This window comes from Pseudomonas batumici (assembly GCF_000820515.1).
GTDB lineage: Bacteria > Pseudomonadota > Gammaproteobacteria > Pseudomonadales > Pseudomonadaceae > Aquipseudomonas > Aquipseudomonas batumici.
Map to the genome: position 1 here is coordinate 64,598 of NZ_JXDG01000012.1, position 14,942 is coordinate 79,539.

8 protein-coding genes are annotated in these 14,942 nt (G+C 64.4%); 7 read left to right on the forward strand and 1 reads right to left on the reverse strand.

What is annotated here, in order from left to right; all coding sequences use genetic code 11:
- Positions 1-27 precede the first annotated feature (27 nt).
- Both UCMB321_RS06045 and UCMB321_RS06050 read left to right on the forward strand, forming a co-directional pair.
- The gene (locus tag UCMB321_RS06045; protein WP_040064636.1) at positions 28-1,833 is read left to right on the forward strand and encodes a hypothetical protein; all 1,806 of its coding nucleotides are present in this window, start codon (positions 28-30) and stop codon (positions 1,831-1,833) included.
- Between the two features lie 32 nt (positions 1,834-1,865).
- On the forward strand, positions 1,866-2,591 hold the full coding sequence (locus UCMB321_RS06050) for a hypothetical protein (RefSeq protein WP_040064637.1): 726 nt from the start codon (positions 1,866-1,868) through the stop codon (positions 2,589-2,591).
- A 41-nt stretch (positions 2,592-2,632) separates the two neighbouring features.
- Here UCMB321_RS06050 and UCMB321_RS06055 read toward each other — a convergent pair whose 3' ends face one another.
- Positions 2,633-3,313: an alpha/beta family hydrolase gene (locus tag UCMB321_RS06055; protein ID WP_040064638.1), complete on the reverse strand. Its 681-nt coding sequence runs from the start codon at positions 3,311-3,313 to the stop codon at positions 2,633-2,635.
- 189 nt (positions 3,314-3,502) lie between these two features.
- On the opposite strand from UCMB321_RS06055, the gene UCMB321_RS06060 reads away from it, so the two are divergent.
- The 5 genes from UCMB321_RS06060 to ccoP all read left to right on the forward strand — a co-directional run bounded on the left by UCMB321_RS06060 (position 3,503) and on the right by ccoP (position 14,897).
- Entirely contained in the window at positions 3,503-11,494 is a 7,992-nt protein-coding gene (locus tag UCMB321_RS06060) for an Ig-like domain-containing protein (protein WP_209437130.1), read from the forward strand.
- A 223-nt stretch (positions 11,495-11,717) separates the two neighbouring features.
- Entirely contained in the window at positions 11,718-13,142 is a 1,425-nt protein-coding gene (gene ccoN, locus UCMB321_RS06065) for a cytochrome-c oxidase, cbb3-type subunit I (protein WP_040064640.1), read from the forward strand.
- 10 nt (positions 13,143-13,152) lie between these two features.
- Entirely contained in the window at positions 13,153-13,761 is a 609-nt protein-coding gene (ccoO, locus tag UCMB321_RS06070) for a cytochrome-c oxidase, cbb3-type subunit II (protein WP_040064642.1), read from the forward strand.
- A gap of 3 nt (positions 13,762-13,764) precedes the next feature.
- On the forward strand, positions 13,765-13,962 hold the full coding sequence (locus UCMB321_RS06075) for a cbb3-type cytochrome oxidase subunit 3 (RefSeq protein WP_040064645.1): 198 nt from the start codon (positions 13,765-13,767) through the stop codon (positions 13,960-13,962).
- Entirely contained in the window at positions 13,959-14,897 is a 939-nt protein-coding gene (gene ccoP / locus UCMB321_RS06080) for a cytochrome-c oxidase, cbb3-type subunit III (protein ID WP_040064647.1), read from the forward strand. The genes UCMB321_RS06075 and ccoP overlap by 4 nt, the downstream gene beginning before the upstream one ends.
- Positions 14,898-14,942: the final 45 nt, after the last annotated feature.

Sequence of the window (14,942 nt, forward strand, 5' to 3'; positions counted from 1 at the left end):
AGGCCGCATTCAAACAAGGAAATGACTATGACCCTGACAACTTCCAGCACGCCCGTTTTCGATCACCCCGATGTTCCCGCCGCTTTCGAAGATGGCTTGTTACCCATCAGTGCACTCAATGCTCCGGTCCTTGTCACCTTCAAAGTCTGGGACAATCCTTCAACCAGCGAAACTTACCAGTTGCTCTGGAACGAAGTACCGATCGGTGATAGCGAGCTCATCAAAGCCGAAGACAAACCCGGTGATACATTGGAACTTTATATTCCCGTCGAAGCACTGATCGAGGGCAAGTATCAACTGGCCTATCGTGTCACCGATTCACTCAGCGAAGAATACACAGACTCGTTCCCCTACCCCCTCGAAATCGACACCACCGCCCCCGGCTATCCCACCACCCTCGCCCCCCTTGATTTCCCCCCAGCCGTCAAGGACGGCCTCACCTCGGAAGAACTGACGCAACTGGGCGATGTATTGCCGGGCACCGTCCACGGCTACAGCGGCTTCGCCATCGGCGACCGGGTCAGGACCTTCTGGGGCGCCACCGAAGGTCCCGGCGGCGAGGTCGAGGAAGATGACATGGAGGAACCCCGGGAAGTCATCATCGAGTTTCCCCGCGCCTTTCTCGAATCCCTGGACGACTTCAACGGCCCAGTGTTCTATTCGGTCACGGACCGGGCCGGGAATATCTCCCAGGATTCGACCGCCATCGATGTGCTCCTGTTACTCAACGAACCGGTGACAGACCTCCCCGCGCCGATCATCGACGGCTATATCGAGCCCATCGACCACGAACAGGCGCAAGCTGGTATCGAAGTGTGGATTCCCAGTTCGGACCTGGCGCAAGCCGGCGACCAGATCCTCTTGCACTGGGGCAGCGTGCCCCTCGGTCCCTTCGACGCCGAGTCCATCGGCCAACCGATCATCCTGCGCATCGACGTAGCCTTCGAGAGTATCGAACAGGCCGGCGACGATGCCATCCGCCTGAGCTATGACCTCAGCCGTGACGGTCGTCCCATCGGCTACTCGTTGCCACTGGATATCGTCGTCAGGGCCAGGCTGCCGGTGCCCGGCGACATGCAACGCCCCGTCATTCGCGGCGCCTCGCCCGGGGCCACGGACAACCTGATCGATGAAAACGACTTCGAACGCGATGCAACCGCGGTCATTGCCTGGAATCCCGGTTTCAGCGTAGGGCAGCTGATTCAGCTGTACTGGGGCGGACAACCAATGTTCGAACCGCCTTATCCCATCAGCGCCAGCGATGTCGCCGCTGCCCGCGACCTGAACCGCCCGGTCCTCAATAGCCGCTTCCGTCCGCTGGGCACCGGCACCGATATCCGCGTGCAGTACAGCGTCACCCAGGCCGGCAATCCGAATACCTCGCGATCGCTGGAGCAAAGCATCATCGTCCGCTCCCGGGAGGAACTGCCCGGAGGACCGGTCGGACCGGAGGCCCCAGTGTTCACCGAGCTGAACGAGCATGGCGCGATCAACCCGGTCAACGGCCAGGACGGCGCGCCGGTCCACATTGCCCCGTACCTGAATATCAAGGCAGGCGATGTCATCCATTTTCTCTACGAAGGCTTCGACCAGCTGATTGGCGGCAACCCGAAAAACCAGTGGCCGCACACCTCCGAGCCCCTGACCGAGGAACAGACCCGCAACGGCTACGACCTGCGGATTCCGCGAACAGTGCTGGACGCCACCTGCTATGGCCACACGGAAGCCTCGTTCAGCGTCGACAGCGTGACCGGAACCGGTCGTTCGAAACGGCAAAACGCCTATGTGGACATGCGTGTGGCCGGCGTCTGTCCGGCAGCCTTGCACCCATGATCCGCCCGCCCCTTTCCCCCGGAGACCTCATCATGTCCAAGCCCATCCAAGCGCGAAACCTGGACCGCCCCCTGGTCCTCAGCGCCAACCCCGCCGGTGTCGGTGCCATCGACGTCGAGAACCCGGAAAAACCCCTGGCCGTGCTGGTCGGGCCGTTGAACCTCAAACCCGGGGATCGTATCGACCTGTATTGGGGACACGCCGCGGAGCCGACCGTCAGCTACGAGCATCCCCTGGATGCCCCACCGGACAATGGTTTCGCGACCCTGTCCGTCGACACCCGAAGTCTTGAGTCAGCCAAGGATCCGCTGCCGGTTCGCTACCGCTTCACGCCGTTTCCCGGCGGCACTGCCGAAGAGTCCGATATCACCTGCATCCGGGTAAAACTGGAATCCCCCGGCGGCGTCGACATCGACCCGGCGACACCCTATGAGAACGAAGCCCTGCGCCCGCCACGGGTACAGCCATCCGGCGTTATCGTCAATCCGCAGGGAGTGAGCGTGATCGTCGCGCCCTACCCGCACATGAGCGAAGGCGATCGGATCAGCGTGGCCTGGGATCAGCACAGCATCCACCACCCGGCCTTGACGGCAGCGGACCTGGAACTGGAGGTGGTCATCCCGATCCCGCCGCCAATCATCGAGGCCGCCGGCAACGCCAGCGCCCTGCCGGTGCGTTATGAGATCCGCGATGTGGTCGGCAACTGGTCGAAGCGCTCACCCGCCACCGAGGTCGTGGTCAGTCTCGGCGCGCACTGAAACCACCCACGCCGGTTGCCCCAAGCCAGGCAACCGGCGTTTTACGCTCCTTGGTGCCGGATAAAGTCGTGGACTTGCCGCGCCGCCGTGTCCAGATGCTGCTCATGGCTGAAACCGCTGGCCTTCAGTGGTTTGAGATCGTGATCGGCCGCTGCCAGCCAGCTCACCTGCACCGCTGCCGACAGCGCATAACCCGGCACCGTCTCCCGATTGCCCAGGGCATCGCGTTCGCCCTGCACGATCAGAGTCGGCGTGGCGATATCGGCCAGATGTGCCACCCGTGGTTTTTCCGGTTTGCCTGCCGCGTAGAACGGATAGCCGAGGCACACCAGCCCCTGCGCGCCGAGGTCATCGGCGAGCAGACTGGCCATGCGTCCGCCCATGGACTTGCCGCCGATGAACAGCGGCCCCTGGACCTGCCGCCGCGCCCCCTCGTACACCTCGCGCCAACATTCCAGCAAGCGGGCCTGCGGGTTCGGCGGACGCTTGCCACCGTCCAGGCGCCGTTGGGCCATGTAGGGAAACTCGAAGCGCAGCACGGCGATACCCTGCAGCGCCAGGCGTTCGGCCATGGCGTTCATGAAGTCACTGTCCATCGGTGCCCCGGCACCGTGGGCGAGGATCAGCGTGGCAACCGGGCCGTCTTCCCCGGCGGCGTTGTACAGATAGCCCGAGTCCGCGGCCCAGGGTGCCGGGGAGCGGGTTGCTTGCAGGGTCGACATGTCACCTCTCATTTCACTGTCCGCGCCGAAAGCAGGGCCCGGATGGGGCCGCGTCGGCAAGCTAGATATGTAACGCATCGCTGCGCCGCTTTTCCTGAAAATGAAAACACCTTATCTGCCAGCCCAGACACTGCAAGGCCGGCGGCGCCGACACGGGACTCCCCGGTCCATTTTCAGACGAGTATTGCCATGCCTCAAGACGCCCTCACCCACGCCGAACAACCCGGCGCCAGTCGCCCTCAACCGGATCGTCCGCTCGCGCCAGTGCGCCGGAAGACGGCTGCACCGCAGCTCAGCCGCGCCTTCGCCAGCCTCGACGAAGCCGTCCAGTATGCCCACGGCCAGGCCGCTTTCAAAGGTTCGAGTCGACAGTCGTGGTTTATCCTCAAGCAGGCGCAACGCGATGAATTCAAGGCAACCGAGGCGCCGGGAACGGCCCCCTTCGACCCAGCCGCCGTCTTCGGCCGGGACACCCAGGGCGTACTGCAATTGCCCGAAGGCTTTATCCTCGCCGGCCTCTACTGCCAGGCCGAGACCGCCCACGAGCAACTGCCCCCCAGGGAAAGCGGGCTGTACGAAAACTTTTTCAGCCCCTACGACTTGCTCGCGGGGCTCCATCATGCACGCCGCTCACGTCCATCAGCGTCCGCCGCGCACCCACCGGCGTTATTCCTCGGCCCCCCCGACGGTGCGCTGTTGGCCTATCGATCCGAGGACAGCGAGCTGGAGCAAGCGCTGCTGCCCGAAGGCGCGGATTGGCAGGCGCGGGCCGGGCACTACCGCGAACAACTGTTGAGCGGTGTACTGCCCCCCAACCAGTTCGTCCGCACCCTCGCCGCCGCCGGCCAGCTGCGGGTGCTGCGCACCAGCCACCTGTGGAATCGCTTGGGCGAGGTAGACCCGTTCAAGTGGACGCCGTTCGCCGACGCCATGCTCCCCGCGCTGGGTCCGGCCTTTCTCTCGGCGGACGACGCCGCTCGCCATGCCCAGCAGCTCATCCAGGGCGGCACCGACAAGGAGTTCGGCGGGCTGATCTTCCAGCGCCAGGATGGGGCCTTTGTCGCAACGGTACCCACCACCGGCAACAACCGCCGCTTCAACAGCGAAAGCCTGTATTCGATCACCGAAACCGGTATGGCCAGCTTTCCCCCCGGGCACCGGCTACATGCCGTGTACCGCTCCAACATCAGCCTGTCGGCGATCAGGGAGCAACACCTCGACACGCCATCGACGCTTTCCGAACAAGAGCCACGCCTCAAGCTGAAAAGCATCACCCCTGACGAAGTGCTCACGACCCTCCTGGCCCGGTCGAAAGGTGTACAGGCGTTTTATGTACTGATGACCGACACCAACATCATCAAATACATGCCCAGCGGTTCTGACGAAGAGGACGCCTTGATCCCGCGCCTGTTGCCGGGCAATGACCTCAGCGACCTTGACCAACTGCTGCCGAGCGAATTCATCAAGTCCCTGGCCAAGACCGGCGGGCTCCATGTCGTCCGCGGCGATAGCTACTGGGGGCCGCCAGGCAAGGTGCCCGGCGATTGGATGCCCTACCCACCAAGGAAAGCCTCGGGGCCCGCCTTGCCAACCTTCGGGCCGCTGCTCGACAGCGCGGATGCCGCCGCCCTGTATGCCCACGAACGCATCAACGGCCAATACCGCGACCGGCGGGTCGGCTTCATCATCACCGATCACCACAACCGCTACGTGGCCAGCGAACCGGTGGCGGCCAGGGAACCGCTGTTTACAGCCGACCCGCTGTTGCCCACCGCCGCCGACGGTTCACTGTCATTACCGCCCGGCTATCGCCTGGCCGGCCTCTACTACAGTGCGGCGCTGTATCCGCAACGCTTGCCGTGCAAGGACGTCTGGATGTACCGCAACTGCTTTCTGCCCGATGAGCTGCTGGCGGCGCTCAAACAGATCGAAGCCTATCGTCCAGCCCCGGGCGCGCGCGCCCTACCCTTGTACCTGAGCACCCTCGATGGCGCGCAACTGAAATACCGGTCGCTGGACAGCCGCTTCGACCAACTGCTGCTCGCCGGCTCCGGCAACGTTCCGAGCTACGGCGAACGCCTGGTCAAGGGCATACTCGACCCGCTGAACTTCATTCACTCGCTGGCCGGGAGCGGTGAACTGAGCGTGCTCCATCCCAGTGAACTGTGGGGCCCGCCAGGTCGGGTCAGCAGCGAATGGCACGCCTATCGTCAACTGCGCCGGCGCCCTCTCGGCCCACTCTTCGCCAGCGCCGATGACGCGGCGCGCCACGCCCATGGGCAGATAGCCCGGCGCTACGACAAGGTCCATGGCGGGGTGATCCTGAAACGCGAGGACGGCCTGTTCGTCGCCACGGCACCGCGGGTCTCGGCCACCGAAATCTTCGATCACACGCTGATATTCCCCATCAGCAATGGTTTTCCCCTGGAAGATCACACGATTGTCGGGACCTACAGCTCCCGCCTGGGCACCCTGGATTTCTCGCTGCCGGAAACCGAGGGCCGGCTTTACCTGAACCTGTTTCCAACCTGGGATATCTATCGGGCGATCAAGGATCGTTCGATTCCATTGCGCTATTTCTCAGGCCAGGATGGTTCGTTGATCCGCTACACCAGCAAGCACTCCCCGGATGAAATCGAGCTGTACAAGACGCTGTTGCCGTCACCGGAAAACCCGCTGAACCTGACGGACAATCCCACGGAGCAGCGTTTCAAGAGTGGCAGGGACGCAGACAAGGGCGCCGTGCTGGCGTTCGTCCGCGACCTGGTAAAAGCCGCCGAGCTGCGGGTGCTGGTCAGTGGTCGCGATATCTGGACAACCCCGGGGAAAGTGCTGTCGATTCGTGACACCGCCGCCGGGGTGCGGGTCGAGACTGACCAGGCACTCGTCGCCCGCCATGCCCCCGCGTTCAGCCCGGTGTTCATCGCGGCCGAGGATGCCGTGCGCCATGCGCTCAGGCACACCAACCAGAGAACCCGGCGCAGCTTCGGCTTCATTTTCAAGAAAACCGAGAAAGAATACGTCGCCACCGCCCCCGCCCTCGATACCGGCGCGAACTTCGATCGAACGCTCATACTGCCGCCGGAGATCGCCGTCCTCAGCCTGATTCCCGGTTATCTCCTCGACGGCCTCTATGTGGCGGCACCCCGGCTGGAGGCACCGCCCAGCGACCCGGTCTACCAGCATTTCATCTCCGCGCGCGACTTCGCCCACGCCATCAAGACCGCGCGTGAAACGGCGATCGTGCCGGGGCATCTGAGCAGCACCCGGATTTATCTGTCGACCGTCGACGGAGCCTTGCTGGACTATCAGGTGCCGCTGGTCCCCGATGCCGACGAAGTGCTACGGGGCGGCGTCTTTCACAACGACGGCATTGATACCCAGGGCCAACTGGAGAACGGCTCGCTGTCCGGTCGTGACTATGTTCGCCGCGTGGCGGCGAGCGGTAAATTGAGCGTCTTGCAACCCGGTACGCTGTGGCGGCGCAAAGGCCTGGTCAGCGCCACCTGGGACGCGTCCGACGATGCCTCGAGCGAAACGCAACCTTATGCCCTCAGCCCGCTGTTCGCTCACGCGGACGATGCCGCCCGCTATACCCATGGCAAGATCGGCCGCGGTCGCGGCGCGCTGTTGGTCGACGCGATCTACCGAACATCCGCCCCCGATGGCTATGTCACCCTTGAGCCTTTCGTCGATGGCCAGGCGATCAAGGTCACCCGCACCCTGGCCGACCTGAAGACACAGGAACTGGAGAAGCAACGCCTGGAGTTGACCCTGGGGAAAACCCCGCTGGACAGTATTCACTATGCCAAGCCGGTCGCCCCTACCCGGTACCAGACCAGCGATACTCCCACTGTCGACTTCTTCTGCGCCGAGGATATCTGCTTCGTCACCAGGACCCTGCTGGAGGACAACCTCTTCCTCAACGGCATCTACTACTCCAGCCAGGAAGGCGCCCTGCTCAAGTACGAGCCCCGGGACTCCAGTGCACAACGTGATTTGTGCGTGCCGAGCGAATCGGACAGGGATCCCGGCAAAAGCATTACCCCACCCGATGTCCGTTTGGTGAATGCAGTCGCCGCTGCGGGCAAGCTGAGCGTGCTGGAAACCAGCCGGCTCTGGCCAGAACCTGGCCCGGTCGAACCCGGCTGGACACCGGCATGGGCCGTCGAGGATCGACGCCCGCGCGCCACCCGCGACCTGGTACCACCGCTGATCAACAGTTTCAATATCGGCGGTATCGGGGCCACCGACGTGATCGACCCGCAACGGCCCCTGCCCGTGGTGATCGCCCCGCTGGACCTGAAACCCAGGGATCGCATTGACCTGTACTGGGGCAGCCATCCCGATCCCGTCGCCAGCCATACCCAGGGCAGCGAGCCCGGCGCCAGCCACCTCACCCTGCGGGTCGCCACCCACTGGATCATGTCGGCGCAAGACGTGCCGGTGCGCTATGTCCTCACGCCCTTCCCCGGCGGCACCCCGGAAACCGCCGAGACCCGCGTGCGGATCAAGCTGGACGTGCCCGGCGACCCCGACACCCAATCCGCGACGCCCACCGTCAACGACAAGCTCGAACTGCCCGTGGTGTTGCCGCCCGGGGTGATCGAAGACCCGGAGGGCGTCAGCGTGGTGGTCAAGCGCTATGCGAACATGGCCGCGGGCGATGCGCTCGTCGTCTCCTGGCATGGCCGCCTCGTGCAGCATCCGCCCTTGAGCGAACCGAGCGACGAAGTGGTGGTGCCGATCGATCCGGCCATCATCCGCGAGGCCGGCAACTCCGACGCGATCCTGGTGCGTTATGAGATCCGCGATGTGGTCAACAACTGGTCGAGATGGTCACGCCCTGCCCTGGTCGAAGTCGGCATCGGCGATCCGGACCTGCGTGCCCCGGTGGTCCCGCGTGCCCAGGGCATGCTGCTGAACCTGGATCAACTCAATGGCGCCGACGTGCAGACCCTGGTGCTGCGCTATGAAGGCATGAGCAGCGCCCAGACCCTGCGCCTGCTGGTTGAACGGGAAACCGCCCTCGGCGCACAGCTGCCCGCGTACAGCGCGGCCATGCCCGGCCACGACAGCGATGCGTTCGTATCCTTCGAGGTGCCGAACGAGCAGTTCCTCCTGATCATCCAGGGACAGGCGCGGTTCTACTACTATGTCGAGGAACCCGACCGGCCTTCACGCCGTTCCAAGAGCCTGTCGCTGCAAATCGTCGGCCAGGCCCTGACGCTCAAGCCGCCACGGGTGCCCGTGGCCGAACAGAACGGCAATGTGCTCGACCCGACGGCCACCGGGGTCATTGCCCGGGTGGAGCGCTATTCGTTCATCGCGCCGGGCCAGACGGTGACCCTGGTCTGGATCGGTACGACTGCCATGGGCACGGAGATCCGCCACGAACAGACCCTGCCTGTCATGGACATAGGCAAGGACATCGACTTCACGATCCCGGACGACAAGGTCAGCATACTGGCCGGCGGCTCTGTCGTGGTGCGTTATGACGTCAAGACCGAGGCTCCGGAACCCTTCGCTTCGCAGGCGCGCCTGCTGCCGGTCAGCGCCAGGCCACTGGACCTCGGTCCGCCCAGGGTGCTGGAGGCCCATGACAGCGTGCTGTTCCCACTCCAGGCGCTCGACGGCGCGACGATTCGGGTCAGCTATGCCATGGAGACCCGGGACAGCATTCAAGCCTACTGGCGCGGCACGCCCGGCAACGGAACCCCGGCGATCGAGGTCAAGCCCGGCAGCGCCAGTGGCACCGTCGACTTTGCCGTGCCCGCCAGCGCCGTCAGTGCCAATATCGGCAAGCGCGTGGAGGTCGGTTATAGCGTCACCCGCCAGGGTATCCCGGCGCCCTCAAAAAGCCTGCCGCTGGACGTGCTGCCCATCGCCCACGAAGACCTGCGGCCGCCCTTCGTTCGCGAGGCGCCGGACAATCTGCTGCTGGACCTCAACACCTTTGCCGGCGATGCCCATGTCGAAGTCAGGAAATGGCCGCATATCCAGGTCGGCCAGCGGATATGGCTACGGATCGAGGGCACCCTGAGCAACGGCAGGCCTTTCACCCTGACGCTGTGGAATGCCGAGGAAGTCAGCAGTATCTCGGATGTGATCGAAGGCCTGCTTGCACGCACCCACCTCGATCAATTGCGCGATCTGAGCGGCCTGACCTTCATCTTCAAGGTGGCCTTCGACGGCAGTCGCGATGAAGCGGACGCCCTGGCATTCCCCCGACTGTCGTTGACGCTCAGGGCCAGGAAACGGGCGCCTGAACTGATCTTCGACACCAGCCCCGTCAGCCTGCCCGGCACGATCTACCTGATCCCCTGCCACCCGCGGGTGCTGCCCGCCTTCGGCCCCGGCACAACGATCCAGCGCGCGGCCGGCGGCGGTGTGCCCGGTTATCACTACAGCAGCGACGACCCACGGATCGCCGTGGTCGACGACAGCGGCACAGTCACCGTGCGCGGCAATGGCAAGACCGCTATCCGGGTCAGCGACAGCGCCGGGCAACGCAAAAGCTACGAGGTCAGCGTCAGCGGCGTGGTGCAGTGCTACAACCTGGGCGAAGGCACCAGTGACGAAACCCTGCGCAAGGCGCAACAAAAAAGCCTGAGCATCCCGTCACTGGACGAACTGATCAGCATCCGCACGGCCTACGGCAAGCGCTGGCCGTTGCAGTCGCCGCTCAAGCCGAAAACCTGGTCATCGACCACCAAGACGCCATTGGGACTGGTGTATGCGGTGCTGGACATGACCTTGGATGTCGTCGAGCCGGAAGGTCCCTATATCAAGATCACCGCCGGCCTGGGCCTGATCCATGAGGCCAGCGGCCTGGGCATCGGTCCCGCGCGGCTCCCCGGTTGCAAAACCGCCCGGAGCCTGCCCGCGGATGCCCGCGAACTGGAAAGGCCGAGGGTCGAGGCCGCCCTGGACGACGGCCAGGGACTGCTGCCGGTCAGCGCGCTCGACACTCCGGTCGCAGTGACCTTCCCGGTCTGGGCCAACCCCGCCACGGACGAGACCTATCAGTTGCTGTTGGGGACGCAATTGCTCGGCAGCCCGGTATTCATTGCCCCGGGCGACAACCCCGGCGACACCCTCAGCCTGGACATTCCCGTCGCGGCCCTCACCCACGGCCGGCATGAACTCAGGTACCGGGCCTACAGCACCGTCAGCCAGACCTCGACGGATTCGTTCCCCACCCTGATCGAGGTCGACCGCGAACAACCCGGCCAGCCATTGCTGGCGGCCATGGCCTTTCCACCCCGGATCAGCGACGGCCTCACTTCGGCGGAGCTGACCCGACTGGGCAATGTACTACCGGGCACCATCGCCAGCTACAACGGTTTCGAGATCGGTGACCAGGTGACGACCTTCTGGGGCGATGTCGAGGGACCGGGCATGCTGGTCACGGAACTCAAGACCCTCGTCATCGAGTTTTCCCGCGCCTTCCTCGTCTCGCTGGGGCCGGATGCCGATTGGCCGGTGTCCTACCGGATCAGGGACCGGGCGGGCAACCTGTCGGCGCCCTCGCAACCGGTCACCGTCAAGCTGCGACTCTCAAGCGGCGAGCGTCCGGAACTGGCGTTCGACCAACGCCCGGCAACCCTCAGCGGCCAGATCTACCTGATCCCCAGCCACCCGACCGTCTTGCCGGCCTTCGGCCCGACGACTTCGCTCAGGCGCCAGGCCAGCGGCGGCACCCCCGGTTATAGCTACACCTCGGGCAATCCGGCGATTGCCGTGGTCGACACGTCCGGCCTGGTCACCGTGCGCGGCAACGGCAGCACCCGCATCACGGTGCGCGATCGCGGCGGACAGACGAAAAGCTACAGCCTGTCGGTCAGCGGCGTGATCCACTGCCATGGGCTGGGACTGGGAACCTTCGCCAACATGCAGGCCAAGGCCAGCGCCGGTCATCAGCGGCTGCCGACCCGCGCCGAACTCGCGGAGATCCATCGCCTCTACGCCCACCGCTGGCCATTGGGTACCCAGCGCGAATGGCTGGCGGACACCCCGCGGGAAGCGGAGTCGACGACCACGCGGGATTTCGGCCTGACCTGGTCCACGGCGCGGGCGACCGTGGTGCCGCCGATCAAGTACTACGTCGTGCACCTGCCCAGCGGCAAGGAGTCGATCCTGTTCGATCTGAGCAGTGCCTATGGCCTGGGCCTGAGTTGAGCCCAAGTCTTCGATAGCGGGTAGCGGCCTGTGGCAAGGCCATGCCCGCAGCCGAGCACCCCGCCGGTGGCCCCCTGGCCACCGGCAACGCCTACCCCATTGACCCCCGTCAATACCCCCCGCTGGCTATTTGCCCATGCTTGGCTGGCTTTTAGTCTGCCTATAACTCCAGATCCTGCGAATGCAACAGCGCCGGCCGGGTCTGAACCGTGGATGGGGAACCATGAACACTTCAATCAGTACCGCCTACAACTACAAGGTGGTCCGCCAATTCGCCATTATGACGGTGGTGTGGGGCATCGTCGGCATGGGGCTCGGTGTCTTCATCGCCGCCCAATTGGTCTGGCCCGAACTCAACTTCAACCTGCCGTGGACCAGCTTCGGTCGCCTGCGCCCGTTGCACACCAATGCGGTGATCTTCGCCTTCGGTGGCTGCGCGCTGTTCGCCAGCTCCTACTACTCGGTGCAACGCACCTGCCAGACCCAGCTGTTTTCGCCGAAGATCGCGGCGTTCACCTTCTGGGGTTGGCAACTGGTGATTGTCCTGGCAGCCATCAGCCTGCCGCTGGGCTACACCAGCTCCAAGGAGTACGCCGAACTGGAATGGCCGATCGATATCCTGATCGCCATCGTCTGGGTCGCCTATGCCGTCGTGTTCTTCGGCACCCTGATGAAACGCAAGACCAAGCATATCTATGTCGGTAACTGGTTCTTCGGCGCGTTCATCATCACCGTGGCGATCCTGCATATCGTCAACAACCTGGAACTGCCGGTCAGCCTGACCAAGTCCTACTCGGTCTACGCCGGCGCCACCGACGCCATGGTGCAGTGGTGGTACGGGCACAACGCCGTGGGCTTCTTCCTGACTGCGGGCTTTCTCGGGATGATGTACTACTTCGTGCCGAAACAGGCCGAGCGGCCGGTGTATTCCTATCGCCTGTCCATCGTGCACTTCTGGGCGCTGATCACCCTGTATATCTGGGCCGGTCCCCACCACCTGCACTACACCGCCCTGCCGGACTGGGCCCAGTCCCTGGGCATGGTGATGTCGCTGATCCTGCTGGCACCGAGCTGGGGCGGCATGATCAACGGCATGATGACCCTCTCCGGGGCCTGGCATAAGCTGCGCAGCGACCCGGTCCTGCGCTTCCTGGTGGTGTCCCTGGCGTTCTACGGCATGTCGACCTTCGAAGGCCCGATGATGGCGATCAAGACCGTCAACGCCCTCTCCCACTACACCGACTGGACCATCGGCCACGTTCACGCCGGGGCGCTGGGCTGGGTGGCGATGATCTCCATCGGCGCGCTGTACCACATGATCCCGAGAGTCTTCGGCCGCCAGCAGATGCACAGCATCGGCCTGATCAACGCGCACTTCTGGCTCGCCACCATCGGCACCGTGCTCTACATCGCCTCGATGTGGGTCAACGGCATCGCCCAGGGCCTGATGTGGCGCGCGGTCAACGAGGACGGCACGCTGACCTATTCCTTCGTCGAAACCCTGGTGGCCAGCCATCCCGGCTACGTCGTCCGGCTGGTGGGCGGGTCGATCTTCCTCAGCGGCATGTTGCTGATGGCCTACAACACCTGGCGCACCGTGCGCAGTGCGCAACCCGCCACCGTGACCGCCGCCGCGCAGATGGCCTGAGGAGCTCGCCATGAAACACGAAGTGATTGAAAAGAACGTCGGCCTGCTGATGCTGCTGATGGTGTTCGCCGTAAGCATCGGCGGTCTGACGCAGATCGTCCCGCTGTTCTTCCAGGACATCACCAACAAGCCGGTCGAAGGCATGAAGCCCTACACCGCGCTGCAACTGGAAGGCCGCGATATCTACATCCGCGAAGGCTGCGTCGGCTGCCATTCGCAGATGATCCGGCCGTTCCGCGCCGAGACCGAACGCTACGGCCACTACTCTGTGGCCGGTGAAAGCGTCTGGGACCACCCGTTCCTCTGGGGCTCCAAGCGCACCGGGCCGGACCTGGCCCGGGTCGGCGGCCGCTACTCGGAAGACTGGCACCGCGCGCACCTGTACAACCCGCGCAACGTGGTCCCGGAGTCGAAAATGCCGGCCTACCCCTGGCTGGTGGCCAACCCACTGGACAGCAGCCTGACCGAAACCAAGCTCAAGGCCATGCGCACCCTCGGCGTGCCCTATACCGACGACGACATCGCCGGTGCCGTGGCCAGCGTCAAGGGCAAGAGCGAGATGGATGCCCTGGTCGCCTACCTGCAAGTGCTCGGCACTGCGATCAAGAGCAAGAGGTGAGTCATGGAGATGAGTACCGGAATGATCCGTGGCCTCGGCACCCTGGTGGTCTTTATCGCCTTCGTCGGCCTGGCCCTCTGGGTGTTCAACGCCCGGCGCGCGCCCGAGTTCGCCGAGGCCTGCATGCTGCCCTTCGCCGACGGCGAGCCGCTTCCCGACACCCCTGAAGACCCTACTGCGACAAGGAGCCCCCGGCCATGACCACCTTCTGGAGTACGTACATCTGCGTACTGACCATCGGCAGCCTGATCGGCCTGACCTGGTTGTTGATCGGCACGCGCAAGGGTGAAACCAAGGGCAGCGTCGACCAGACCATGGGCCACAGCTTCGACGGCATCGAGGAGTACGACAACCCGTTGCCGCAGTGGTGGTTCATGCTGTTCGCCGGGACCCTGGTGTTTGCCGTCGGCTACCTGATCCTCTACCCGGGCCTGGGCAACTGGAAAGGTATCCTGCCCGGCTACGAGAACGGCTGGACCGGCGTTCACGAGTGGGAAAAGGAGATGGACAAGGCCGATGCCAAGTTCGGGCCGATCTTCGCCAAGTTCGCCGCCATGCCCGTGGAAGAAGTGGCCAAGGACCCGCAAGCGCTGAAAATGGGCGGGCGCCTGTTCGCCTCCAACTGCGCGGTGTGCCATGGCTCGGACGCCAAGGGCGCCTACGGCTTCCCGAACCTGGTGGAAACCACCTGGCGCTGGGGCGGCAGTGCCGACACCATCAAGCAAACCATCATGGGCGGTCGTATCGCGGCGATGCCGGCCTGGGGCGAAATCCTCGGCGAAGACGGCGTGAAGAACGTCGCCGCCTATGTGCGTCATGAACTGGGCCACCAGCCGTTGCCCGAGGGCAACGACGCCAACCTGCAAGCCGGCCAGCAGATCTTCAGCAGCAATTGCGTGGCCTGTCACGGCCCTGAAGGCAAGGGCACCCAGGCCATGGGCGCGCCGAACCTGACCCGGCCCGCCGGGCTGATCTACGGCAGCAGCCTGGCACAACTGCAACAGACCATCCGCCATGGTCGCCAGGGCCAGATGCCGGCCCAGGCGCAGTCGCAGGGCAACGACAAGGTTCACTTGCTGGCCGCCTACGTCTACAGCCTCTCCCACGGCGGTCAAGGAGAAAAGAAAGCTCAATAAATACCGGATGTTTCCTGCCGCATCGATCAGGATGCGGCAGTTCCC

What these genes read in the sequence shown, in the direction of transcription:
- UCMB321_RS06045 (WP_040064636.1), top strand. Translation starts at nt 28, where the DNA reads ATGACCCTGACAACTTCCAGCACGCCCGTTTTCGATCACCCCGATGTT.
- UCMB321_RS06050 (WP_040064637.1), top strand. Translation starts at nt 1,866, where the DNA reads ATGTCCAAGCCCATCCAAGCGCGAAACCTGGACCGCCCCCTGGTCCTC.
- UCMB321_RS06055 (WP_040064638.1), bottom strand. Translation starts at nt 3,313, where the DNA reads ATGTCGACCCTGCAAGCAACCCGCTCCCCGGCACCCTGGGCCGCGGAC.
- UCMB321_RS06060 (WP_209437130.1), top strand. Translation starts at nt 3,503, where the DNA reads ATGCCTCAAGACGCCCTCACCCACGCCGAACAACCCGGCGCCAGTCGC.
- ccoN (WP_040064640.1), top strand. Translation starts at nt 11,718, where the DNA reads ATGAACACTTCAATCAGTACCGCCTACAACTACAAGGTGGTCCGCCAA.
- ccoO (WP_040064642.1), top strand. Translation starts at nt 13,153, where the DNA reads ATGAAACACGAAGTGATTGAAAAGAACGTCGGCCTGCTGATGCTGCTG.
- UCMB321_RS06075 (WP_040064645.1), top strand. Translation starts at nt 13,765, where the DNA reads ATGGAGATGAGTACCGGAATGATCCGTGGCCTCGGCACCCTGGTGGTC.
- ccoP (WP_040064647.1), top strand. Translation starts at nt 13,959, where the DNA reads ATGACCACCTTCTGGAGTACGTACATCTGCGTACTGACCATCGGCAGC.